This is a genomic window from Piezobacter thermophilus, from assembly GCF_055386745.1.
The window spans coordinates 774,281-797,029 of sequence record NZ_AP042380.1 but is presented as its reverse complement, the minus strand read 5'-3'; the positions used below and the strand labels follow the sequence as shown (position 1 = coordinate 797,029).

Sequence of the window (22,749 nt, the reverse complement as noted above, 5' to 3'; positions counted from 1 at the left end):
GTCACAGGCCCAGCCTGCGCGAGAGATCGATCATGCGCTGCACCGACTGGCGCGCCCTGTCGGCAATGGCCGCGTCGATTTCCACGCGGTTCTCCATGCTGTGCAGCACGTAGAGGATCTTTTCCAGCGTGATCCGTTTCATGTGCGGGCACATGTTGCAGGGCCGCGCGAAATCCACCTCGGGCAGCTCGTCGGCAATGTTGGAGGCCATCGAACACTCGGTCACCAGCATCGCCCGGGCGGGTCTGTTCTCGTGCACCCACCTGATGATCCCGCCGGTCGAACCGGTAAAGTCGGCCTCGGCCACCACCTCGGGGGTGCATTCGGGGTGGGCGATGATCTTCACCTCGGGATCCTGTTCGCGATAGGCGCGCAGATCCTCGGCGGTATAGAGTTCATGGACGATGCACGAGCCGGGCCAGAACACGACGTTCTTCTTCGACCGGGCGGCCACGTTTTGCGCCAGATACTGGTCAGGCGTCATGATGACGGTATCGGCGTCCAGCGCATCCACGATCTGCACCGCGTTGGCCGAGGTGCAGCAGATGTCCGAGGCCGCCTTCACCTCGGCCGTGGTGTTGACATAGGACACCACCGGCGCACCGGGATAACGGGCGCGCATCTCTTCGATGCCGTCTGCGGTGATGCTTTCGGCAAGGCTGCATCCCGCCCCCATGTCCGGCATCAGCACGGTCTTTTCGGGGCTGAGGATCTTCGACGTTTCGGCCATGAAGTGCACGCCCGCCTGCACGATCACATCGGCCTCTACCTCGGTCGCCCGGATCGCCAGCTGCAGGCTGTCGCCAACGAAATCGGACACGCCATGAAAGATTTCGGGCGTCATGTAGTTGTGGCCCAGGATGACCGCGCCACGCTCTTTCTTCAGTTCGTTGATCGCCTTCACGTAGGGGGCGTAAACCGCCCAGTCCGGCGGAGGCACCACGCGTTCCATGCGCGCATAGATGTCCTGCATGGATGCCGCCAGTTCCGGCGAGGGCGCCAGATCGTAACATTCGGACAACTCGGAACGAACGTGAGCAAGGTCGAACACCGTTCACATCTCCTGTCTTCGAGATCGGCGCGTTCAATACCGGCATTCCGGGCACAAGCCCACCCGGAAAAGCAACCGGACGATGAGCCACAATGACGCGAGGTCAGCCGCCAATCACCGGGTTCCGTCCTCGAACGCCTCCATCGCCGTCAGCCCCAGGCGCCGGAACAGGGCCGCGTCCCTGTCCGCTTCGGGATTGGCGGCGGTCAGCAGCGTATCGCCCATGAACAGCGAACTGGCGCCGGCAAAGAAGCACATCGCCTGAAGCTCGTCACTCATTTCCGTGCGGGCCGCCGACAGGCGCATGCGCCGGACACAGGCCCGGGAAAAGCCTGGCACCGCGAAGAGCAATTTTCGAATCGCGCAACGGTGCCGGGCCGGATCGCCGCCGCACCGGAGCCCGCGAAAAATGCATGGCCGGACCCATGCCGCCGGGCGGATCCGGATTTGTTACAAATATTACCATTAAAAATCAAATCGGTAACTCCAAACTGCGCAAAAAGATTACTCTGAAATACTCTAACAGAATGGATTTTCACAAAAATCTGGCATTTCCGCGCATAAACCTGCATAATAGTACTGATATACCTGTTAAGTTCTCGACGCCGGGAGGAGGCAATCTGATGACAGGTCAACTCAAGGTCGGAGACAGCGAAACCAGAACCGTCACGGTGGATGCCGGGCGAACCATCGACTTCATGGGCGATGAATGCCGGGTCTATGCCACCCCGTCGCTGGTGCGCGACATCGAACACACCTGCCGCGACATGATCGTGGCCCGCCTGCCCGAGGGAAAGGATTCCGTGGGCACCCTGGTCAACATCGCCCACCTGGCGCCGACGCCGCTGGGCATGGAGGTGACGATCACTGTCACCGTCGTCGAGGCCGAAGGGCGCAGGATCGCGCTGGAGGTCACCGCCTCGGACGCGGTGGAGCGGATCTGCAAGGGGCGCCACGAACGTTTCATCGTGGATGTGGAACAGACCCGCCAGCGATTGCTGAAAAAGGCCGCCAGCCTCGCCGGCGCATAGAAGGGGGCCCGCACCATGAAGGACCATGCCGGCACCATCACGAAAAGCGTCTTCTCCTACTGCTATCAATGCGTGGCCGGCCCCGACCTGATGAAGGTGGACGTGATCGACGGGGTGCCGGTGCAGATCCGCCCCAACGGCGCGGCGGCCGAAATCCACCCCGCCCATGGCAAGGTCTGCGTCAAGGCCTTCGGCCTGATCCAGAAGACCAACACCCCCCACCGCATCACCCGACCGATGATCCGCACCAACCCGAAGAAGGGGCGCGACGAGGATCCGCGCTGGCGCGAGGCGACATGGGACGAGGCGCTGGAGCTCATCTGCGACAAGCTGCGCGAGATCCGCCACAAGGGCCTGACCGACGAAAGCGGCTATCCGCGGCTGGCCGCCAGCTTCGGGGGGGGCGGCACCTCGACGGTCTACATGGGCACCTTCCCCGCCTTCCTGAAGGCCTGGGGCGGCCCCGTGGACATGAGCTTCGGCAGTGGCCAGGGGGTCAAGTGCTACCACTCCGAGCACCTCTACGGCGAATTCTGGCACCGCGCCTTCACGGTCTCGCCCGATACCCCGCTGGTCGAGATGATCATCTCCTTCGGCGCCAATGTCGAGGCCTCGGGCGGGGTCTGCGGCGTGCGCCGCCATGCCGATGCCCGCGACCGTGGCGTGAAGCGCGTGCAGGTCGAGCCGCACCTGTCCGTCACCGGCGCCTGCTCGGCCGAATGGGTGCCGATCCGGCCCAAGACCGACCCGGCCTTCATGTTCGCCATGATCCATGTGCTTCTGCACGAGGCCGAACGCGAGCGCCTCGACCTGCCCTTCCTGAAAGAGCGCAGCTCCTCGCCCTATCTGGTGGCGCCGAACGGCTTCTACATGCGCGATGCGGACAGTCGCAAACCGCTGATCTGGGATCTGCGGCGCGGCGCGGCGGTACCCTTCGACACCCCCGACACCGACCCGGCACTGGAGGGCGAGTTTGCTGTCTCGGGGATCGAGATCGGCCCCGACGATGCCGAATGGCGCCATGACGCGGCCCCCTGCCGGACGGCCTTTTCCCATCTGGTCGAGCATGTCCGCCCCTACAGCCCCGAATGGGCCGCGCGCATCTGCGACGTGGATGCGCAGGTGATCCGCCGCACCGCGCGCGACTTTCTCGACCATGCCCATGTCGGCGAGACGATCGAGGTGAACGGGCGCACCCTGCCCTTCCGGCCGGTGGCGATTTCGCTGGGCAAGACGGTCTCGAACGGCTGGGGCGGCTATGAATGCGCCTGGGCGCGGACGGTGATGGCGGTTCTGGTGGGCGGGCTGGAGGTGCCCGGCGGCACGCTGGGCACCACGGTGCGGCTAAACCGCCCCGCCGACAACCGCTGGTCCTCGGTGGTGCCGGGGCCGGACGGCTTCATGAACTATCCCATGAACCGCACCGGCAAGGGCGAATGGGCCGACCACCCGGTGGCCCGCCACGCCCATCAGGCGCTGGTGCCGCTGGCGGCCAATTCGCCCTGGAGCCAGGCCCTGGGTCCGACCCATCTGGCCTGGATGGCCCAGCACGGGCAGAGCTTCGACCATCTGCCGCCCCCCACCCTGCCGGATGTGTGGTTCATCTACCGCACCAACCCGGCGATCTCGTTCTGGGACACGAACGCCGTGAGCGAGACGATGGCGAAATTCCCCTTCACCGTCTGCTTCGCCTGGACCCATGACGAAACCAACCACATGGCCGATGTGCTGCTGCCCGAATGCACCGACCTCGAAGGGCTGCAGCTGATCCGCATCGGCGGGTCGAAATATGTCGAGCAGTTCTGGGACCACCAGGGCTTTGCCCTGCGCGACCCGGCCGCCGCGCCGATGGGCGAGGCGCGCGATTTCACCTGGATCGCGACGCAGCTGGCCAAGGGGGCGGGGATCCTCGAAGCCTATAACGAGGCCATCAACCGCGGCGCCGCCGGCATCGCCCTGCGCGGCGAGGGCTGGGATTTCTCTCTGGACCCCGATACCGAACATGATGTCGAGGAGATCTGGGATCGCGCCTGCCGCGCCGCCAGCGCCGAGATCACCGACGGGCGCGAGGACCGGGGGCTGGAATGGTTCCGCGAGCACGGCTTCCTCACCCGCCCCTTCCCGCGCGAGAGGTGGTATCTCTACCCGGTGATGGTGGAAAAGGGCCTGCGCTTCGAGCTGCCCTATCAGGAGCGGCTTCTGCGCATCGGCCAGGAGTTGCGCGCCCGCCTGCACGAGGCGGGGATCCACTGGTGGGACGCGCAGCTGCGCGAATACGAGGCGCTGCCGCACTGGCAGGACCTGCCCGCGCTGTGGGAGGGCGCTCTTGAACGCCGGTTCGGGGTGAAGATCGAGGACTATCCCTTCTGGCTGATCACCGCCCGCTCGATGCAGTATTCCTGGGGCGGCAATGTCGGCATCCAGATGATTCACGAGGTCGCCGCCAATGTCGCCGGCCATGGCGGCGTGGTGATGAACCCGCAGGCCGCGCAGCGGCTGGGCATCACCGAGGGCGAGCGGGTCGAGATCGTCTCGCCCCTGGGCCGCACCACCGGTGCGGTGATCCTGCGCAACGGCATCCGCCCCGACGTGCTGCTGATGATCGGCCAGTTCGATCACTGGAAAACGCCCTTCGCCCGGGATCTGGCCACGCCTTCCATGAACGCGCTGACCCCGATGTCTCTGGAGCTGACCGACGCCACCGGCTCGGGCGCCGATCTGGTGCGGGTGGCGGTGCGCAGGATCGCGGCAGACGGGGAGGGCCGGCCATGACCCGCTGGGCGATCGTTGTCGATCTCAACCGCTGCGTGGGCTGCCAAACCTGCACCGCCGCCTGCAAGCACGCCAACGCCACCGCGCCGGGGGTGCAGTGGCGCAAGGTGCTGGATTTCGAGGTCGGCGCCTTCCCCGAAGTGCGCCGCGCCTTCCTGCCGGTGGGCTGCATGCATTGCAACGCACCCTCCTGCCGCGAGGTCTGCCCCTCGACCGCCACGCGCAAGCGCGACGACGGGATCGTGACCATCGACTACGACATCTGCATCGGCTGCGCCTATTGCGCGGTGGCCTGCCCCTACCAGGCCCGCTTCCGCGTGGACGAGCCCGCCTCGGCCTATGGCCCCGGCCGCCGGATGCGCCATGAAAAGCAGCGCGAGGATCCCCGCCGGCTGGGCGTGGCGCAGAAATGCACGCTGTGTGTCGAGCGCATCGACGCCGGGCTGGCCGCCGGGCTGACGCCGGGGGTGGACATGGAGGCCACGCCGGCCTGCGTGGCCTCGTGCATTTCCGGGGCCTTGCAGATGGGCGATCTCGACGACCCGGACAGCAATGTCTCGCAGCTGCTGCGCACGCACCGCCATTTCCGCATGCACGAAGAGCTCGGCAACGGGCCGGGCTTCTACTACCTCTATGACGGCGCAATCGCCGACGCGACCCCGATCGAACCCGCCCCCATGGAGCCCGACCCGGTGGGGCTGGCCGCCGTCTCGCCGCAGCTGCAACGCAACTGGGACTGGCGCGCGGCGGCCAACTTCACCCTGGGCGGCACGGGCACCGGGCTGTTCGCGGCAACCATGGTGGGGGGGCTGTTCGCGCCAGTGCTGTGGGCGGCGGCGCTGGTGGCCCTGGCGCTGGTGGCGGCAGGGCTGTTCTGCGTGTGGCTGGAAATCGGCCGGCCGTTGCGGTTCCTCAACGCCTTCCGCAACCCGGCCAGCAGCTGGATGTCACGCGAGGCCTGGGCCGGCATCGCCTTTTTCGCCCTAGGCGGGCTTTCATGGCTCACCGGCTCATGGCCGCTGGGGCTGGCGGCGGCAGCGGCGGGGCTGGGCTTTCTTTACTGCCAGGGGCGGATCCTGCGCGCGGCCAAGGGCATCCCCGCCTGGCGGCGGCCGGAAATCGTGCTGCTGATCTTCCTCACCGGCCTGACCGAGGGCGCGGGGCTGTGGAACGTCGCCGCCCTGGGCGCCGGCATCGGGCCGGTGACGGGAATGGTGCTGGCCCTGCTGGCGCTGGCGGCGCTGCGGCTTGCCGCCTGGCGGCGCTACCGGGGCGCGCTGGGACGGGCCGGCGCACCGACACGGGCCCTGCAGGCACTGGATGACGCGGCAACCGGGCTTGGCTCCCCGGCCGAGCCCCTGGTGCTGGCGCTGGCGGCGGTGGCGCTGATCCCCGCCCTGCCAGCCGCGCCGGCGACGTGGCTGGCGGCACTGGCGGGGATGATCGCGGCGGCCATCGGCTGGATGTTCAAGTACCGGCTGATCACCCGCGCCGCCTACAACCAGGGATACGCGATCGAACGCATGCCCGCACGCGGCGCCGGTCGCAGCGCAGCGGGTATCCGGCCCGGCTGGGCGCGGGCCTGACCCGCCCGGCGTCCACCCGGCAGCAGCCGGAACAAGGGAACAAAAGGTCAGGGAGGAAAATAACGATGCTGGACAAGGACCGCTCCGATTCAGGTTTCATGTTCGACCGGGACATCGAAACCATGCCCCGCGACAGGCTGGCCGAGATGCAGCTTGACCGGCTGCGCCAGTCGCTGAAACATGCCTACGACAAGGTGCCCCATTACCGCGCGGCCTTCGACAAGGCGGGCGTGGCGCCCGAAGATCTGAAGACGCTGGACGACCTGCGCCGCTTCCCCTTCACCGTCAAGGACGACCTGCGCGACAACTACCCCTTCGGCATGTTCGCCCTGCCCCTGGACAAGGTCCTGCGCGTGCACGCCTCCTCGGGCACCACCGGCAAGCCGACGGTCGTGGGCTACAGCGCCGGCGACCTCGACCGCTGGGCCGACCTGATGGCCCGCTCGATGGCCTGCGCCGGCATCCGCCCCGGGGATCTTGTGCACAACGCCTATGGCTACGGGCTGTTCACCGGGGGCCTGGGCGCCCATTACGGGGCCGAGCGCCTGGGCTGCACCGTGGTACCGGTCTCGGGCGGGGGCACCGAGCGGCAGGTGACGCTGCTGGCCGATTTCGGCGCCGCCGCGCTGTGCGCCACCCCTTCCTATGCGCTCAACATCGCCGAAGTGGCCCAGCGCATGGGCGTCGACATCGCGTCATTGCCCGTGCGCCGCGGCCTGTTCGGGGCCGAACCCTGGTCGGAATCCATGCGGGCCGAACTCGACCGCCGGCTGGGACTCCGCTCGGTGGACGTGTACGGGCTGTCCGAAATCATGGGCCCCGGCGTGGCCTGCGAATGCGACCGGGCCCGCGACGGGCTGCACGGGTGGGAAGACCACTTCCTGTTCGAGGTCATCGATCCCGAAACGCTGGAACCGCGCGCCCCGGGCGAAGAGGGCGAACTGGTCATCACCACGCTGACCAAACAGGCGATGCCGATCGTCCGCTACCGCACCCGTGACATCACCCGCCTGTCGCTTGATCCCTGCCCCTGCGGGCGGACGCATCTGCGCATCATGCGGGTGACCGGGCGCGACGACGACATGATGATCATCCGCGGCGTCAACGTCTATCCCAGCCAGATCGAGGCGGTCCTCGTCGGGCTGGAAGGGCTGGCCCCCCACTACCAGATCCGCCGCTACCGCGACGGCGCGATGGAGGCAATCGCGGTCGAGATCGAGGTTCTGCCCGACACTCCCGCCGCGCCCGAGGCACTTGCCGCCCGCGCGGCCGAGGCCCGCCACCATATCAAGTCGGTGATCGGCATCACCTGCGAAGTCCATGCCCGGCGGCCCGGTGAAATTCCCCGCTCGCAGGGGAAGGCCGTCCGGGTCATCGACGAACGCTGATCCGCGCAACCGGCGCGCAACACACGGCTGGCTGCGCCCCGGCATCGCGACCTGGTGACATGCCGCCCCCGGCCCCGGTTGATCCGGCCCTTCCGGATCGGTTCAAATGCGGCCGAGCGCGCGGCCACACATTCGCGGGAAAGGCATGTCAATGTACATATCGCCGAAACCATCGTCGCAATATCCGTGGTATGTCCGCCTGTTCTTCCGGAAGCAGAAGAAGACCTACGGGAAGGTCCTGGAACCGGGAATGCTGTGGGCGCGCTCGCCTCTGGTTTTCATCGGCGTGGCACTGCTCTACGGCGCGCTCAACCGGCGGCGCAGCCCGATCAACCCTGCCCTGCGGTCGCTGGTGACGGTACGCGTGAGCCAGATCAACCACTGCGCCTTCTGCATCGACATCAACGCCTCGGTCCTGCTCGGACGCGGCGTGCCCGAAGAAAAGGTCGCGCTCCTGTCCGACTGGCGGGCACAATCATGTTTCTCGGAGCTCGAGCGACTGGCGCTGGAGCTGGCCGAGGCAATGACTTTCACCGACCGCAGCGTGGACAGGGGACTGATCGAACGCCTTCTGCGTCACTTCGACGAAGACGCCCTGACCGAGCTGTGCGGCCTGATCGCGTTCCAGAACATGTCGAGCAAGTTCAACGCCGCGCTCGACGTCCCGGCGCAGGGATTCTGCTTGCGCCCGATCACCTCCGCATCCGGTGACACGGATGCCGGCGGCACGGGCTGACCACCGCCCGCACTTCCTCTTGCCGGAAGGGTCTATACAAGCTCAGCGCCTGAGCGGTTTCATTCTGCACGATCTGAGCAGGATCTTGTAGAGGTCGTTTTCACGGTTGTTGAAGCGGAATTCGGTCTCTTTCAGGACCACCGGGAAAGAGGTTTTCCGCAGCCCGTTGAACTTGGCGTGACGGCGCTTGGCGTAGCTCCAGAAGCTCTCGATGCCGTTGATGTGAACGCCGTTTTCGGAGAAGATGGCACGGTCGCGCTGCCAGTACTTGTTGATCCTGTGGTGGCGCCTGAAGCCTGCCTCGACCAGCCCGTCATAGCTGCGGAACCCGTCGGAACTGATCTCGGCCGAGAGGTGGACGCGGCCCTCGATGATCGCCTGAAGCGTTGTTTTCGAACAGTTTTTCACGATCTGGCAGTGCACCCTTCCGCCGCGTTCAAGGATGCCGAAGACCGGCACCTTGCCCGCGACCCCGCGCCCGCGGCCCAGCCCCGGCACGATCTGGCAGTGCACCCTTCCGCCGCGTTCAAGGATGCCGAAGACCGGCACCTTGCCCGCGACCCCGCGCCCGCGGCCCAGCCCCGGACGGCCGCGCTGGCGGGTCGGGCCGAAGTAGCTCTCGTCGATCTCGACCTGGCCCTGGAAGGGGCAGTCGGCCTCGGCCAGCTCGGCTATGCGTCGGCGCAGGAGGGTGTAAAGACGGGCCGTCGTGTTGTGGCTGAGCCCGGTGAGAAGGGCGGCGCGGTCGGCTGTGATGTCGAGGGCAAAAAGCCGAAGCAAATCGCGGAATTTGCGCTCCGAAATTCTCCCCCGAAACAGATAGCGGTTTTTCCGAGCCATATGAGCACCTTAGGCCGTGTTGACAAAAAGGATTCACACGGAGCTGTAGACGTGATTCAAGCTGGTATCTTCAATGGAGGTCAGCTTGGCACGAGACCTGATGTCGGACGAGGAATGGGCGTTCTTTGAACATTTTGACCTGCCCCCCAATGGTCCCTCATTCATAACGAGAGTCTGCGGGTTTGGTTTTCATAATCTGCGGTTTCGGTTTGGGCAAGCGCGCCGGGCGCGGAGCCTTTGGGTCGCTCAAGCGTCCGGCGCGCTTGGGCCGGCGTCTGGTTCCCCAGCGATGAGTGGGGCCTGACGTTGTTATAATCATAGCGCCACAGGGCCAGTTTTCGGCGGGCGTCATCGAGAGTATCGAACAGCTCCTCGTTCAGAAGCTCGTCACGCAGGCTGCCATTGAACGACTCGATGAAGGCATTTTGCTGAGGCTTGCCAGGATCGATGTAATGCCAGTCGACGTCATTGTCGTCCGCCCATTTGAGGATCGCCCGACTGGTGAACTCGGTCCCATTGTCAGAAACAATGCTTTCAGGCTTGCCATGGAGGCGGACAAGAGCATCAAGCTCGCGCGCCACACGCGCGCCCGAGATGCTGGTGTCGGCAACCAGGCAGAGGTTCTCGCGACAGCAATCGTCGATCACCGCCAGGATGCGGAACCGACGCGAAGCACCAAACGTGTCGGAGACAAAGTCCAGGCTCCATCGCTGGTTTGGCCTGATCGCCTCGGGCATTGGCGTCCTCGAGCCTCTGGCGCGCTTGCGCCCGCGCCGCCGTTTCACCGACAACCCTTCTTCGCGATACAGGCGATAGAGTTTCTTGTGGTTCATGATCATTCCCTTGCGTTCGAGCAACACGCCGATCCGTCGGTAACCGAAACGGCGGCGCTTGCCCGCAATCTGCTTCATCGCTTCGCGGATCTCCGGATGGTCCGGCGGGCGTTCGCGCCGGACCGTCTTGGGATCGACACCGACCAGCCTGCAGGCCCGGCGCTGCGAGATGCCATGATCCCGCATCGCCCGCAGCGCTGCATCACGCCGCGCGCTCGGCGTCGTCAGTTCTTTCCCAGGAGATCCTTCAGGACCGCGTTGTCCAGCATCGCATCGGCCAACAGGCGCTTGAGCTTGGCATTCTCGTCCTCAAGCATCTTCAGGCGCTTCACGTCCGAAAGCCCCATGCCGCCGTATTTCGACTTGTACTTGTAGAACGTCGCCGGGCTCAGCCCATGCCGGCGACAAACCTCCACCGTCGGCATTCCGGCCTCCTGTTCCTTGATCATCGCAATGATTTGCGCCTCCGTAAAACGGCTCTTTCGAATTCGTCTGCTCCTTTCTGATCGGGCAGACTCTACTTCAAAATGCGGGCGTTGGCGGGGGGCAGGTCAACAGCATTCGGGAAAAGATGAATGCGCGTGATGTTCTGACCCAAATTCCCATGCGCAAGTCCCGCAAGATGCGCGTCGGCGTCGATCACTCTCTGTATGCCCTGCGCAATCTTGTCGAGCGGTGTTTCAACAAGCTCAAAAATGCCCGGCGCGTCGCCACACGCTACGACAAGACCGCCGAAAGCTTCCTGGGTTTCATAGACATCACGTCAATCCGACTTTGGGTTCGCCTTTTGTCAACATGACCTAGCATGGGATCAGGAATACTCAGCTTGTATAGACCCTGCCGGAAATACTCCCGCCGGAGGCATGGCGCGCAGCGCCATTCCGCCAGCCGGCTCAGACCTCGAACGCCCGCTCCAGCGGCGCCACGTCATCCAGCCGCTCGGCGACCGAGGCAAAATAGGGCTTGCGCCGGCCACGATAAAGGATGCCGGTGTTGAAGCCGTCATCGGTCATGATCCGCCGCGCTGCACGGGCCGGATCGTCGGTGGCCTCGACGACCGCCTTGTGCACCTGGGTCTTCCATTCGCGCTCGTCGGGGCGGAAGGTCACGCAGGGGCTGAGAATCTCGACGAAGGAAAAGCCGGGATGGCGGATCGCCTCGACGATGGTGGCAGTGCAAGCCTTGATGTTGCCCGAGAACTCGCGCGCCACGAAATTGGCCCCCGAGGCCAGCGCGATCACCAGCGGGTGAAAGGGCGACAGCCCCGTGCCGCCGGGCGAAAGCGCCGAATCCCAGTCGGGTTCCGTGGTCGGCGAGGGCTGGCCCTTGGTCATGCCGTAGACGCGATTGTCCATGACGATATAGGTCATGTCCACGTTGCGCCGGCAGGCGTGCAGGAAATGGTTGCCGCCGATCGAGAACCCGTCGCCGTCGCCGCTCATGGCCAGCACGGTCAGGTCGGGGCGCGCCACCTTCAGCCCCGCCGCCACCGCCAGCGCCCGCCCGTGAACCCCGTGGAAGCCATAGCAGCTGGTATAGGCGGGGATGCGCGACGAACAGCCGATGCCGGAGACCACGGCCACGTCTTCGGGCGCACGGCCAAGCTGGGCCAGCGCCTTGGTCAGCGACAGCAGCACGTGATAGTCGCCGCAGCCAGGGCACCAGATCGGGTCGATGTCGGATTTGAAGTCGCTCGCCTTGCGGTTCGGGATGTTCATTTGCTGTTCCAATCGCGGATTTCACTGGCAATCTCGTCGGGTCCGATCAGGTCCGGCCCCTCGCGGTTCAGGCTGCGGATCTCGAAGGGCAGCGCCATGTGGGCGCGCACATGGTGCTGGAACTGGCCCGAATGGCTCTGTTCGACGAACAGGACCCGGCGCGCCACCGCCAGCGCCGCCTCAAGCCGCGCCTTCGGAAAGGGCAGGATCTGACGCAGTGAGACAAGACGCGCGTCGATCCCTTCCCCCGCCAGCACCTCCTGCGCCTCGCGCGCCGCCCCGGTCAGCGACCCCCAGGTCAGGATCACCATGTCGCCCTGCCCTTCGTCGATGCCCCAGTGATCGCCATAATCGAAGGACTCGATCTTGTGCAGGCGCTTGTCCATCTGCGCCTTCTGGTCGTGGCGGGAACTGGACGGAGCGCCGCGCTCGGTATGGGTCAGCCCGTCGGCGGTGTACTGCCCGCCGGGCTGACCGGGAATCGCCATCGGCGACACCCCGTCGGCGGTGACCGCATAGCGGCGGTAATCCGTCTGCACCGCCGGATCATAGGCCTTGCGCCGGGTCAGGAAGGCCACGTCTGCCGGCCGGTCGATCAGCACCCGCGACTGACCGATGGACTGATCCGACAGCACGATGACCGGCGTCTGCAGGCTCTCGGCCACATGCATCGCCCACTGACCCGTGAACAGGCAGTCGGCCACCCCCAGCGGCGCCAGCACCACATGCGGCGCATCGCCATGGAACCCGTAGACCGCGATGTTCAGGTCGGACTGCTCGGACTTGGTGGCAATGCCGGTCGAGGGGCCGGCGCGCATCACGTCGATGACCACGATCGGCGTCTCGGACGCCGCCGCAAGGCCAAGGCTTTCCATCATCAGCGACAGCCCCGGCCCCGAGGTCGCGGTCAACGAAGGCCGCCCGCCGAAGGAGGCGCCGATGATCATGTTGATCGAGGCCAGCTCGTCCTCGGCCTGGACCAGCGCGCCGCCGATCTTCGCCAGCGCCGGCGCCAGATATTCCAGCACGTCGGTGGCCGGCGTGATCGGATAGGCCGCCGCGAATTGCAGCCCGCCACGCAGCGCGCCCAGCCCGATCGCCTCGTTGCCGGTAATCAGCCAGCGCTTCGCCTCGGGCGGAGAGGCCCGCTCCAGCGGCAGGCGGCGTCCGATGCCCTGCGCCGCCGCACGCCCGGCGGCGATGCCCTCCAGGCTGGTCGCCACCGCCGCCTCGCCCTTGCGGCCCAGCTTGCGGGCGATGACCTCGGCCAGTTCGTCATCGGGCAGGCCGAGAAGCTCGGCTACGATGCCCGCGGCAATCATGTTCTCGCGCCCGCCTTCAACCGATTTCGCCAGCGCGCCGATCGGCACCTCGACGACGGTGCAATCGCCCTCCTGCACCTCGCGCGGCGGTGCGCCGGCGTCGGGGTCGCAGATCACCAGCCCGCCCGCGGCGACCGGCATCGCGTGGATGAACCGTTCGGCGTTCTTCCAGTCGATGGCGACGAGCACGTCGAAGCGCCGCGACATGCAGCTGACCGGCCGCGGCGACAGCCGCACCAGCGCGGCCGCTTCGCCGCCCCGGATCTGGGGCCCGACCGAACGGTTCATCACCCCGTACCAGCCGGCCTTGCCCGCCGCCTCGAGCAACAGCGAACCGGCAGTGACGGCGCCGGCGCCGCCGGTGCCGACGATGGCGAACGAGACGCTCCTTGCAACGGTGGGGGGAGAGGATGAGGCATTCATGTCCGTTCCGATCCTTCTGGGCGCTGCCTTGCCGGGAGGTCTGCCTGGGCTCCGGCCGGGGTCGCATTGGTGGTTGACGCAATTTCAGTAATCGAGTACTGATTTACGGTAATAAAGATCGAAAGCCCTGTCAACACGCGCCGAATCCTCTCTCTGCCGGCGCCTGCAGGGCCAGGACGGGAGATGGCGATGCCGAGACGATGGATGATGGTTTCCCCTGGCGAGCCCCTCAGGGAAGAGGAATTCGACCTTGCCCCCCCCGCCGCCGGCGAGGTGGTGGTCGAGGTCGCCGGCTGCGGCGTCTGCCATACCGACCTGGGATATTTCTATGACGGCGTGCGCACCAACCATCCGCTGCCGCTGACTTTGGGCCATGAAATCAGCGGCCGCGTGGTCGAGGCCGGCGAGGGCGCCGCCGAGTGGCTTGGCCGGATGGTCATCGTGCCGGCGGTGATCCCCTGCGGAGAATGCGATTCGTGCAAACGCGGCAAGGCCACGATCTGCCCGAATCAGAAAATGCCCGGCAACGACATCCAGGGCGGATTCGCCACCCATGTCACGGTGCCCTCTCACGGGCTGTGCCCGGTGGACATGGACCGGCTGCAGGCGGCGGGGCTGGAACTGGCCGACGTGTCGGTGGTGGCCGATGCGCTGACCACGCCGTACCAGGCGGCGGTGCAGGCGGGGGTGGGCCCCGGTGATCTGGTGGTGGTCAACGGCACCGGCGGAGTCGGCGGCTATGCCGTGCAGGTCGCCGCAGCGCTGGGGGCCACGGTGGTGGCCATCGACGTGGTCCCCGAAAAGCTGGCCGCGGTCGCCGAATCGGGGGCCGCGCTGACACTGAACGCGCGCGAACACGACACCCGCGCGCTGAAGAAGGCCATCGCCGCCTTCGCCCGCGAAAACGGCCTGCGCACGCGCGAATGGATCATCATGGAATGTTCCGGCACCAAGGCCGGCCAGACCACGGCCTTCGGGCTGCTCAACCATGGCGCCACGCTCTGCGTGGTGGGCTTTACCATGGACAAGGTGGAAATCCGCCTCTCGAACCTCATGGCCTTCCACGCCCGCGCCCTGGGCAACTGGGGCTGCCCGCCCGAGCTGTATCCCGGCGCGCTGGAGCTTGTGCTGAGCGGCAAGGTCAGGCTTGCCCCCTTCGTCGAGCGCCGGCCGCTCGACGACATCAATGCCGTCTTCGAAGCGGTCCATGCCGGGAAGCTCACCCGCCGGCAGATCCTCGTGCCCGACAGTTGAAGGAGAGTCAGATGAATGACGCCAAGTTCGATTTCGTATCCCACGACCTTGTTTCCGATGCCGCGCGCGAGGCAATCACCGACCAGGTGATCTTCGAGCGCCGCCCGGCAAGGCTGCCCGACGGAACCGTGGCCGAGGGGCTCTACAACGCCTGGATCATCCTCAACAACCCCAGACAGTACAACTCCTACACCACCGACATGGTGCGGGCGGTGATCCTGGCATTCCGGGCTGCCTCGAACATGCGCGACGTCAACGCGGTGGTGTTCACCGCCGTGGGCGACAAGGCGTTCTGCACCGGCGGCAACACGAAGGAATACGCCGAATACTATGCCGGCCGGCCCGAGGAATACCGCCAGTACATGCGGCTGTTCAACGACATGGTTTCGGCCATCCTGGCCTGCGACAAGCCGGTGATCTGCCGCGTCAACGGCATGCGCATCGGCGGCGGGCAGGAAATCGGCATGGCCTGCGACTTCTCCGTGGCCCAGGATCTGGCCCGCTTCGGCCAGGCCGGGCCGAAACATGGCAGCGCGCCGATCGGGGGCTCGACCGATTTCCTGCCGGTGATGATCGGCTGCGAGCAGGCCTTCGTCTCGGGCGTGCTGTGCGAGCCCTTCTCGGCCCACAAGGCGATGCGGCTGGGGATCCTGACCGACATCGTGCCGGCACTGAAGGTGGATGGAAAATGGGTGCCCAACCCGCTGGTCGAAACTGAAATGAAGACCGACGCCTGGGGCCGCATCCTGCATGGCGAGCCGAAGACCGGCAAGGCGCTGGAAGAGGGCAAGGCCCTGATGGCGCGCGGCGAGGTGGACCTTTCCCTGCTGGACGCGAAGGTGGAGGAGCTGTGCGGCAAGCTGCTGCTCACCTTCCCCGGCTGCACCACCAAGACGCTGGAAGAGCTGCGCAAGCCCAAGCTCGACGCCTGGAACGCGAACAAGGAAAACGCCCGCGCCTGGCTGGGGCTGAACATGCTGGCCGAGGCGAACCTGGGTTTCCGCGCCTTCAACGAAGGCAACCGCGAGGTCGGCCGCGAAGTCGATTTCGTGGCCCTGCGCCGCGAACTGGCCGAGGGCGCGCAATGGAGCCGGGACTTCATCGACAGCCACATCCCCGGAGCGCGGAAATGAGCGACTGCCTGGCCATCAGCCACGACCTCGACGGGGCGCTGCTGCGGCTGCGGTTGAACCGGCCCAAGGCGAACATCGTCGATGCCGAAATGATCGCGGCGCTGGACCGGACTCTGGCCGATCACGCCGACCGGATCGACCTGGCCGCCGTCCTGGTCGAGGCCGAGGGGCCGCATTTCAGCTTCGGCGCCTCGGTCGAGGAGCACCTGCCGCAGCAGTGCGAGGCGATGCTGAAATCGCTGCACGCGCTGATCCGGCGGATGCTGCAATACCCCGTCCCGGTGCTGGTGGCGGTGCGCGGCCAGTGCCTGGGCGGCGGGCTTGAGGTCGCCATGGCCGGGCATCTGATCTGGGCCGCACCCGATGCGCGGCTCGGCCAGCCCGAGATGACGCTGGGTGTCTTCGCCCCCGCCGCCAGCGTGCTCATGCCCGAACGCATGGGCCAGGCGCTGGCCCAGGATCTGCTGCTGTCGGGCCGCGCGATCGCCGGCGACGAGGCGCTGGAGGCGGGGCTGGTCGATCACCTCTCCGACACCCCCGAGGCCGCCGCCCGCGCCTGGGCGGAAAAATACCTTGCGCCGAAAAGCCGCTCGTCCCTGCGCCTGGGCGTACGGGCCGCCCGCGCCCCATATCTGGCGCGCGTCCTGCCGCAGCTGGATGCGGTCGAGACGCTCTATCTGAACGAACTGATGTCAACCCGCGACGCGGTTGAGGGGCTGGAAGCCTTCATCGCCAAGCGCCCGGCAAGATGGGAAAACAGATGACCGACAAGAGCACAGCCGACATCGTCGCCCGCTGCGAAGATCTGTATGACGACGTCAACTTCACCGCCGCGCGGGAATGGAAGGCGGCGGGCGAGAACCGCCATGTGATCGGCCACCTGCCGATCTATGTCCCGCGCGAGCTGATCCACGCCGCCGGCATGCTGCCACTCGGCATCATGGGCGGGGGCGACCAGCTGGAGGTGATCCACGGCGACGCCTACTACCAGTCCTATATCTGCCGCATCCCGCGCTCGACCATCGAGCTGGGGCTGTCGGGGCGGCTCGATTTCGTCTCGGGGATGATCTTTCCCTCGATCTGCGACGTGATCCGCAACCTCTCGGGGATGTGGATGACGCTGTTTCCGGGGGTTTACGTCAAGTATTTCGACACCCCCCAGACCTTCGAGGACGAAATCGGCGGCCAGTTCTACATCGGCGAGATGCGCGAGTTGCTGGAAGGGCTCGAAGGCATCTCGGGGCACAAGGTCACCGATGACGCGATCAACGCCTCGATTGCCCTCTACAACGAGAACCGCCGCGCCATCCGCGACCTCTACGAACATCGCGCCGCCCGGCCCTGGCAGTTCCCGGCCTGGGAATCCTACCTCCTGATGCGCGCGGGGCTGATCCTGCCGGTCGAGGAGCACACCCGGATGATCCGCGACTACATCGCCGCCGCCGAGGCCGAGAGCCGCCCCGTCAAGGACAATGCCCGGGTGGTGGTGACGGGGATGTTCTGCGAACAACCCCCCCTCAACCTCATCAAGTCGCTGGAACTGGCCGGCTGCTATGTGGTGGATGACGACTTCACCCTGGTCGCCCGGATGCTGACCGAGGAGGTGCCCGAAACCGGCGATCCGCTGGAGAACCTCTCGCGCGCCTTCCTGCATCACTCCATGTCCACCGCCCCCAAATACGAACCCGAAGAGGCGAAGAAGGGCCGCTTCCTGGTGGACGCCGTGCGCCGGACGGGGGCCGAAGGCGTCATCTTCGCCGCCACCAGCTTCTGCGACCCGGCGCTGCTGGACCGGCCGATGCTTCAGAACGTGCTGGCCGAGGCCGGCATCCCCTACATCGCGTTCAAATACGCCGAGAACTCCGGCCAGATGCAGCCGATCCGCGAGCAGGCCGGAACCTTTGCCGATTCCATCAAACTGTGGAGCGCCGCATGAAACCCTCAGCCGCCAGACCCGCATCCGCCCCGGCGCAGGACGTCCTCAAGGACGCCTCGATGCTCAAGCAGAAGGAAATGGTCAACGCCCATTACGAGCGCCTGTGCGCCGCGCCCGAGACGGGCGAGAAGGTGTGCTCGACCTTCGTTCCGGGCAACCTGAACGAACTGATCATGTGCTTCGACCTCGTGAACAACCTGCCCGAGGTCAACGCCATCCAGTCGGGCCTGCGCCGCAAATCGGGCGCCTACATCATGGAGGCCGAACGCGCCGGGCACTCGGAAGACGTCTGCACCTATGTGAAATCCGACATCGGCATGATGCTGAAGGGCAATATCGGCCCCACCGGCAAGCCGCTGCCCGAACCGGACGTGCTGCTTCTGTCCTATACGGGCTGCTTCACCTTCCTCAAATGGTTCGAGCTTCTGCGCGAGCAGTACAAATGCCCGACCATCTTCCTGCAGACGCCCTATATGGCCGACGGGAAGATCACCCCGAACATGATCCAGTACATGGTCAAGCAGCTGAAGGAGGACGTGATCCCGACGCTGGAGGAGGTCTCGGGCGTCAAGTTCGACATCGACCGGCTGCGCGAATATCTGAAGAAATCGGCGAAAGCCGAGGATGACCTGGTGGCCGTGCTGCAAAGCGCGAAGAACAAGCCCAGCCCGATCGACGCCTATTTCGGCGGCATCTACTATATCGGGCCGATCTTCGGCGCCTTCCGCGGCACCGATGACGCCATCGACTACTACCGTTTCCTGCGCGAAGAGGTCGAGGAGCGGATGGAAAAGGGCTTGGGCCCCGTCACCCCCGACGGCACCATGGAGGAAGAGAAATACCGCCTCGTGGTGGAAGGGCCGCCCAACTACACCAATTTCCGCCAGTTCTGGAAGATGTTCTACGACGAAGGCGCGACGGTGGTGGCGTCCAGCTATACCAAGGTTGGCGGCACCTACGACTTCGGCTTCCGCCACGATCCCAACCGGCCGCTGGAAAGCCTCGCCGAATACTGCCTGAACGTCTACACCAACCGCTCGCTGCCCATGCGCATCGACATGCTGGTGAACTACATCAACGAATACGAGGCCGACGGGCTGCTGATCAACTCGATCAAGTCCTGCAACTCGTTCTCGGCCGGGCAGCTGCTGATCATGCGCGAGGTGGAAAAGCGCACCGGCAAGCCGGCCGCCTTCATCGAAACCGACCTTGTGGATCCGCGCTATTTCTCGGCCGCCAACGTCAAGAACCGGCTGGAGAGCTATTTCCAGATGGTTGAACAGAAACGCAGCGGGAAAGGAGTGGCGGCATGAAGACCTTTGTCGGAATCGATCTGGGATCGACCACCACCAAGGCGGTGCTGCTGGACGAGGATCAGCGCGTTCTGGGCCGGGGCATCACCAATTCGCGGTCGAACTACGAAACCGCCTGCGCCGTGGCCACTGAAGAGGCCAAGGTGGATGCCCGTTTCACCCTGTTCCGGCGCGAGTTCGGCAGCGAGGGCAACATTGACGAAAAGGTTGAGGATTTCCTGGCCGCGCTGGAACGCTCGTTCCGGCTGGAGCAGTTCCTCGAACAGCTGGCGGACCTGGAGGAAACCTGTACCCGGCTGGTGCGCGGGGAACGCTTCGAGAAGAACGCCGACGGGGTCAGGGCGGCGCTGGCCGAGGTCTTCCGCCGCATCCGCGAGGAAGCCCCGGCCATGTATGCGCCGGGTGCCGCGCGCAAGTCGGATTTCTTCCGCGACATCGCCGGGTCGCGATTTCTGGCGCTGGCCGAGGAGGTCGGGCGCGAGTCCGGCATTCCCTATGACCTGCTGATCAACATCTACGACAAGTCGATCATCGCGGTCGAGAACCGCCCGCCCTCGGGGTCTCTGGACGAGAAGTTCACCCGCGCCATGCGCCGCGTGACCGAAGGCGACGCGGCCGGCACCGCCGCGGAACTGGCCGCCAAGGCGAAACGCGCGCTGGGGATCGAGCTGGAGGAAAGCTATCTGGTGGGTACCGGCTATGGCCGCGTCACCCTGCCCTTTTCCAAGGAGCATATCCGCAGCGAGATCCTCTGCCACGGGCTGGGCGCGCACATGATGTATCCGGGCACGCGCACGGTGCTGGATATCGGCGGGCAGGATACCAAGGGCATCCAGGTGGACGAAAACGGCATCGTGGTGAACTTCCAGATGAACGACCGCTGCGCGGCCGGCTGCGGGCGCTATCTGGGCTATATCGCCGACGAGATGAAGATGGGCCTGCACGAGCTGGGCCCGATGGCGATGAAGTCGGACAAGCCCGCGCGTATCAACTCGACCTGCACGGTATTCGCGGGCGCCGAGTTGCGCGATCGTCTGGCACTGGGAGAGAAGCGCGAGGACATTCTTGCCGGGCTGCACCGGGCGATCATCCTGCGGGCGATCTCGATCCTGTCGCGCTCGGGCGGGGTGACGGACGAGTTCACCTTTACCGGCGGCGTGGCCAAGAACGAGGCCGCCGTGCGCGAGCTGAAGAAGCTGGTGCACGAGAATTACGGAGAGGTGACGATCAACATCAATCCCGACTCGATCTACACCGGCTCGCTGGGGGCGGCGGAATTTGCCCGGCGCGCAGCCGAGGGGCGCATGGAAGGAGTGGAAGCATGACACTGGCAGCGGGAATTGACGTCGGCACCGGCGCGGTCAAGGCCGCGATCTTCCGGGTCGAGGACGGGCGCGAGGAGTGGCTCTCCAAATGCACACTGCGCATCCGCCAGCGCGATCCGATGCAACTGGCGCGCGAAGCCTTCGACCGGGTGCTGGAGGATGCAGGCCTGGAGGAGGCGCAGATCGACTACATCGCCACCACCGGCGAGGGCGAGGCGATCCCCTTTCACACCGGTCACTTCTACTCGATGACCAGCCACGCCCGCGGGGCGCGCTACCTCGACCCCGAGGCCAGGGCGGCGCTGGATTGCGGCGCGCTGCACGGACGTGCCATCATCACCGACGAGAAGGGCAAGGTGCTGAACTACAAGATGACCAGCCAGTGCGCCTCGGGTTCGGGTCAGTTTCTGGAGAACATCGCCCGCTATCTGGGGATTGCGCAGGACGAGATCGGCCAGCTGTCCATGCAGGCCGACGACCCCGAGGAAGTGTCGTCGATCTGCGCGGTGCTGGCGGAAACCGACGTGATCAACATGGTGTCGCGGGGGATCAGCGCGCCGAACATCCTGAAGGGCATCCACCTGTCGATGGCCAGCCGGCTGGCGCGGCTTCTGAAATCGATCAAGGTGCGCGACGAGGTGATCATGATGACCGGTGGGCTGGCCCGGGACGAGGGGCTGTGCCAGGCGCTGCGCGAGCAGCTGGCGAAGATGAAGGGGATGGAGGCGCGCGTCACCAACCATCCCGATTCGATCTATGCCGGTGCCATTGGCGCGGCGCTGTGGGGCGCCTTCCGGCATGACAAGCTCGCCGCTTCGGGGCAGTTGCTGAAAGCATCCTGATCGAGGGAAGGGAGAAAATCACATGGCACTGATGATCATCGAAGGCTGTACCGCCTGCGACGCCTGCGAACCGGTCTGCCCGAACGAGGCGATCAGCGCGGGCGATCCGCTCTACATCATCGACCCGATGAAATGCACCGAATGCGTCGGCGCCGAGGACGAGCCGCAATGCAAGCTGGTCTGCCCCGAGGACTGCATCGTTCCCAACCCGGACTGGGAAGAGACGGAAGAGGAGCTTCAGGCCAAGTACGACGCGCTGCAATAGCGGTCGGCGGGACCGGGCGGGGGGCTCTGCCCCCCGCGCCCCCCGGAGTATTTATGGCAAGAGGAAGGAGGGAGGGCCGGGCTATGTTCCCGGCTCTTCCGGGTGGTCACCTCCCGGCCAGGGCGGTCAGGCGGGCCCAGTTGGCATCGACCTCGGCCTGCAGCGCGGCGCGGGTGGCGGCGTCAAGGTGGCGATAGCGTTTCTGGCTGTCGAGACAGGAGCCGATGTCGGTTTCAGTCCGCTCTGCGTTCAGGGTCCAGGTCTCGCCGCTCTCGATCTCGATCAGCGGGAAGATCCCGGCGTTCACCGCCAGGCGGGCCGTGCGTGTGGCCGCGTCGTCGGCCAGCCCCCAGCCCGGCAGGCAGGGAATGAGGACGATCAGCACCTTCATGCCGCGGATCGCCTTGGCCTTTCGCACCTTGGCGGCCATGTCGCCCGGATGCGAGGGGCTGGCGGTGGCGATATAGGGGATGCGGTGGGCGGCGAGGATCTCGATCAGGTTCTTCTTGCGCGTGGTCTTGCCCAGCGGCGTGCTGCCGGTGGCGGCGCCGGCCGGAGTGGAGGAGCTCTTCTGCCCGCCGGTGTTCATGTAGCCTTCGTTGTCGAAACAGACATAGAGGATGTCCTCGTTGCGCTCGGCCGCCGAAGAGAGGGCCTGCAGCCCGATATCGTAGGTGCCGCCATCGCCGGCCAGGCACAGCACGGTGGTGTCGTCGCGCCCCTGTGCCGCCAGCGCACGGCGCACCCCCGTCGCCGAGGCGGCGGCCGATTCCAGCGTGCCGTGCAGGAAGGGGATGCGGGCCGAGCTCATCGGGTGGCCGCCCAGAATCACCGCGGTGCAGGAGGGCGCGACCACGCCGATGGCGTTTTCGCCCACGGTGTTGAGGATGATGCGCATGCTCAGCGCCTCGGCGCAGCCGGCGCAGGCCACATGCCCGGGGCAGAACAGGCCCTGATCGGTATAGGCGGTATCCTTCATGG

At 66.0% G+C, this 22,749-nt stretch carries 19 protein-coding genes and 2 pseudogenes; 14 read left to right on the top strand and 7 right to left on the bottom strand.

The window, feature by feature from the left end:
- Position 1 precedes the first annotated feature (1 nt).
- Together nadA and ACZ5CM_RS03765 are read right to left on the bottom strand one after the other, a co-directional pair.
- Complete coding sequence (gene nadA, locus ACZ5CM_RS03770; protein WP_464641386.1) at positions 2 to 1,051, bottom strand: quinolinate synthase NadA; 1,050 nt, start codon at positions 1,049 to 1,051, stop codon at positions 2 to 4.
- Between the two features lie 114 nt (positions 1,052 to 1,165).
- Positions 1,166 to 1,357, bottom strand: a pseudogene (locus tag ACZ5CM_RS03765) (biotin synthase BioB); the annotation flags it as partial.
- Between the two features lie 317 nt (positions 1,358 to 1,674).
- Here ACZ5CM_RS03765 and ACZ5CM_RS03760 point away from each other — a divergent pair.
- The 5 genes from ACZ5CM_RS03760 to ACZ5CM_RS03740 all read left to right on the top strand — a co-directional run bounded on the left by ACZ5CM_RS03760 (position 1,675) and on the right by ACZ5CM_RS03740 (position 8,564).
- Positions 1,675 to 2,082, top strand: a complete 408-nt coding sequence (locus tag ACZ5CM_RS03760; protein WP_464641384.1) for a thioesterase family protein — start codon at positions 1,675 to 1,677, stop codon at positions 2,080 to 2,082.
- Positions 2,083 to 2,097: 15 nt separating this feature from the next.
- Positions 2,098 to 4,854 carry a molybdopterin-dependent oxidoreductase gene (locus ACZ5CM_RS03755; protein WP_464641383.1) on the top strand — a complete coding sequence of 919 codons (2,757 nt, stop codon included), beginning with the start codon at positions 2,098 to 2,100 and terminating at the stop codon, positions 4,852 to 4,854.
- Positions 4,851 to 6,440, top strand: a complete 1,590-nt coding sequence (locus ACZ5CM_RS03750; RefSeq protein WP_464641381.1) for a DmsC/YnfH family molybdoenzyme membrane anchor subunit — start codon at positions 4,851 to 4,853, stop codon at positions 6,438 to 6,440. The genes ACZ5CM_RS03755 and ACZ5CM_RS03750 overlap by 4 nt, the downstream gene beginning before the upstream one ends.
- 65 nt (positions 6,441 to 6,505) lie before the next feature.
- Positions 6,506 to 7,828 (top strand): phenylacetate--CoA ligase family protein, encoded by a 1,323-nt coding sequence (locus ACZ5CM_RS03745; RefSeq protein ID WP_464641379.1) that lies wholly within the window; start codon positions 6,506 to 6,508, stop codon positions 7,826 to 7,828.
- A 151-nt stretch (positions 7,829 to 7,979) separates the two neighbouring features.
- Positions 7,980 to 8,564, top strand: coding sequence for a carboxymuconolactone decarboxylase family protein (locus tag ACZ5CM_RS03740; protein WP_464641377.1), 585 nt, complete (start codon positions 7,980 to 7,982; stop codon positions 8,562 to 8,564).
- Positions 8,565 to 8,606: 42 nt separating this feature from the next.
- Here ACZ5CM_RS03740 and ACZ5CM_RS03735 read toward each other — a convergent pair whose 3' ends face one another.
- Together ACZ5CM_RS03735 and ACZ5CM_RS03730 are read right to left on the bottom strand one after the other, a co-directional pair.
- On the bottom strand, positions 8,607 to 9,344 hold the full coding sequence (locus ACZ5CM_RS03735) for an IS1595 family transposase (protein ID WP_464641375.1): 738 nt from the start codon (positions 9,342 to 9,344) through the stop codon (positions 8,607 to 8,609).
- Positions 9,345 to 9,565: 221 nt separating this feature from the next.
- A protein-coding gene (locus tag ACZ5CM_RS03730; RefSeq protein WP_464637742.1) for an IS3 family transposase occupies positions 9,566 to 10,725 on the bottom strand; the annotation gives its coding sequence in 2 pieces (ribosomal slippage) (positions 9,566 to 10,476 and positions 10,476 to 10,725; 1,161 coding nt in all).
- Between the two features lie 71 nt (positions 10,726 to 10,796).
- Here ACZ5CM_RS03730 and ACZ5CM_RS03725 point away from each other — a divergent pair.
- Positions 10,797 to 11,036 (top strand): annotated as a pseudogene (locus tag ACZ5CM_RS03725) (transposase); the annotation flags it as partial.
- A 94-nt stretch (positions 11,037 to 11,130) separates the two neighbouring features.
- Here ACZ5CM_RS03725 and ACZ5CM_RS03720 read toward each other — a convergent pair.
- Together ACZ5CM_RS03720 and ACZ5CM_RS03715 are read right to left on the bottom strand one after the other, a co-directional pair.
- Positions 11,131 to 11,955, bottom strand: coding sequence for a 2-oxoacid:ferredoxin oxidoreductase subunit beta (locus ACZ5CM_RS03720; RefSeq protein WP_464641373.1), 825 nt, complete (start codon positions 11,953 to 11,955; stop codon positions 11,131 to 11,133).
- Complete coding sequence (locus ACZ5CM_RS03715) at positions 11,952 to 13,700, bottom strand: 2-oxoacid:acceptor oxidoreductase subunit alpha (protein ID WP_464641371.1); 1,749 nt, start codon at positions 13,698 to 13,700, stop codon at positions 11,952 to 11,954. The genes ACZ5CM_RS03720 and ACZ5CM_RS03715 overlap by 4 nt, the downstream gene beginning before the upstream one ends.
- A gap of 189 nt (positions 13,701 to 13,889) precedes the next feature.
- On the opposite strand from ACZ5CM_RS03715, the gene had reads away from it, so the two are divergent.
- From had to ACZ5CM_RS03675, 8 genes are read left to right on the top strand one after another with little or no spacing between them, the layout of a single operon-like run.
- A complete protein-coding gene (had, locus tag ACZ5CM_RS03710; RefSeq protein ID WP_464641370.1) occupies positions 13,890 to 14,954 on the top strand; it encodes a 6-hydroxycyclohex-1-ene-1-carbonyl-CoA dehydrogenase in 1,065 nt (354 codons plus the stop codon).
- A gap of 11 nt (positions 14,955 to 14,965) precedes the next feature.
- The gene (oah, locus tag ACZ5CM_RS03705) at positions 14,966 to 16,087 is read left to right on the top strand and encodes a 6-oxocyclohex-1-ene-1-carbonyl-CoA hydratase (protein ID WP_464641368.1); all 1,122 of its coding nucleotides are present in this window, start codon (positions 14,966 to 14,968) and stop codon (positions 16,085 to 16,087) included.
- Positions 16,084 to 16,851: a cyclohexa-1,5-dienecarbonyl-CoA hydratase gene (locus tag ACZ5CM_RS03700; protein ID WP_464641366.1), complete on the top strand. Its 768-nt coding sequence runs from the start codon at positions 16,084 to 16,086 to the stop codon at positions 16,849 to 16,851. Before oah ends, ACZ5CM_RS03700 begins: the two co-directional genes overlap by 4 nt.
- Complete coding sequence (gene bcrC / locus ACZ5CM_RS03695; protein WP_464641364.1) at positions 16,848 to 18,023, top strand: benzoyl-CoA reductase subunit C; 1,176 nt, start codon at positions 16,848 to 16,850, stop codon at positions 18,021 to 18,023. Before ACZ5CM_RS03700 ends, bcrC begins: the two co-directional genes overlap by 4 nt.
- Positions 18,020 to 19,336: a benzoyl-CoA reductase subunit B gene (bcrB, locus tag ACZ5CM_RS03690; RefSeq protein ID WP_464641362.1), complete on the top strand. Its 1,317-nt coding sequence runs from the start codon at positions 18,020 to 18,022 to the stop codon at positions 19,334 to 19,336. The genes bcrC and bcrB overlap by 4 nt, the downstream gene beginning before the upstream one ends.
- The gene (gene bcrA / locus ACZ5CM_RS03685) at positions 19,333 to 20,661 is read left to right on the top strand and encodes a benzoyl-CoA reductase subunit A (protein ID WP_464641361.1); all 1,329 of its coding nucleotides are present in this window, start codon (positions 19,333 to 19,335) and stop codon (positions 20,659 to 20,661) included. Before bcrB ends, bcrA begins: the two co-directional genes overlap by 4 nt.
- Entirely contained in the window at positions 20,658 to 21,503 is an 846-nt protein-coding gene (gene bcrD, locus ACZ5CM_RS03680; RefSeq protein WP_464641359.1) for a benzoyl-CoA reductase subunit D, read from the top strand. The genes bcrA and bcrD overlap by 4 nt, the downstream gene beginning before the upstream one ends.
- A gap of 22 nt (positions 21,504 to 21,525) precedes the next feature.
- The gene (locus ACZ5CM_RS03675; protein ID WP_464641357.1) at positions 21,526 to 21,768 is read left to right on the top strand and encodes a YfhL family 4Fe-4S dicluster ferredoxin; all 243 of its coding nucleotides are present in this window, start codon (positions 21,526 to 21,528) and stop codon (positions 21,766 to 21,768) included.
- Positions 21,769 to 21,874: 106 nt separating this feature from the next.
- On the opposite strand, the gene ACZ5CM_RS03670 is transcribed toward ACZ5CM_RS03675, so the two are convergent.
- Positions 21,875 to 22,747 (bottom strand): thiamine pyrophosphate-dependent enzyme, encoded by an 873-nt coding sequence (locus tag ACZ5CM_RS03670; RefSeq protein ID WP_464641356.1) that lies wholly within the window; start codon positions 22,745 to 22,747, stop codon positions 21,875 to 21,877.
- Positions 22,748 to 22,749 lie beyond the last annotated feature (2 nt).

Excerpts from the sequence above, each read along its gene's own strand:
- had (WP_464641370.1), top strand. The coding sequence starts at position 13,890 with ATGCCGAGACGATGGATGATGGTTTCCCCTGGCGAGCCCCTCAGGGAA.
- ACZ5CM_RS03740 (WP_464641377.1), top strand. The coding sequence starts at position 7,980 with ATGTACATATCGCCGAAACCATCGTCGCAATATCCGTGGTATGTCCGC.
- ACZ5CM_RS03670 (WP_464641356.1), bottom strand. The coding sequence starts at position 22,747 with ATGAAGGATACCGCCTATACCGATCAGGGCCTGTTCTGCCCCGGGCAT.
- bcrA (WP_464641361.1), top strand. The coding sequence starts at position 19,333 with ATGAAGACCTTTGTCGGAATCGATCTGGGATCGACCACCACCAAGGCG.
- ACZ5CM_RS03745 (WP_464641379.1), top strand. The coding sequence starts at position 6,506 with ATGCTGGACAAGGACCGCTCCGATTCAGGTTTCATGTTCGACCGGGAC.
- ACZ5CM_RS03720 (WP_464641373.1), bottom strand. The coding sequence starts at position 11,955 with ATGAACATCCCGAACCGCAAGGCGAGCGACTTCAAATCCGACATCGAC.
- ACZ5CM_RS03760 (WP_464641384.1), top strand. The coding sequence starts at position 1,675 with ATGACAGGTCAACTCAAGGTCGGAGACAGCGAAACCAGAACCGTCACG.
- oah (WP_464641368.1), top strand. The coding sequence starts at position 14,966 with ATGAATGACGCCAAGTTCGATTTCGTATCCCACGACCTTGTTTCCGAT.
- ACZ5CM_RS03675 (WP_464641357.1), top strand. The coding sequence starts at position 21,526 with ATGGCACTGATGATCATCGAAGGCTGTACCGCCTGCGACGCCTGCGAA.
- ACZ5CM_RS03715 (WP_464641371.1), bottom strand. The coding sequence starts at position 13,700 with ATGAATGCCTCATCCTCTCCCCCCACCGTTGCAAGGAGCGTCTCGTTC.
- ACZ5CM_RS03755 (WP_464641383.1), top strand. The coding sequence starts at position 2,098 with ATGAAGGACCATGCCGGCACCATCACGAAAAGCGTCTTCTCCTACTGC.
- bcrD (WP_464641359.1), top strand. The coding sequence starts at position 20,658 with ATGACACTGGCAGCGGGAATTGACGTCGGCACCGGCGCGGTCAAGGCC.
- ACZ5CM_RS03700 (WP_464641366.1), top strand. The coding sequence starts at position 16,084 with ATGAGCGACTGCCTGGCCATCAGCCACGACCTCGACGGGGCGCTGCTG.
- bcrC (WP_464641364.1), top strand. The coding sequence starts at position 16,848 with ATGACCGACAAGAGCACAGCCGACATCGTCGCCCGCTGCGAAGATCTG.
- ACZ5CM_RS03750 (WP_464641381.1), top strand. The coding sequence starts at position 4,851 with ATGACCCGCTGGGCGATCGTTGTCGATCTCAACCGCTGCGTGGGCTGC.
- bcrB (WP_464641362.1), top strand. The coding sequence starts at position 18,020 with ATGAAACCCTCAGCCGCCAGACCCGCATCCGCCCCGGCGCAGGACGTC.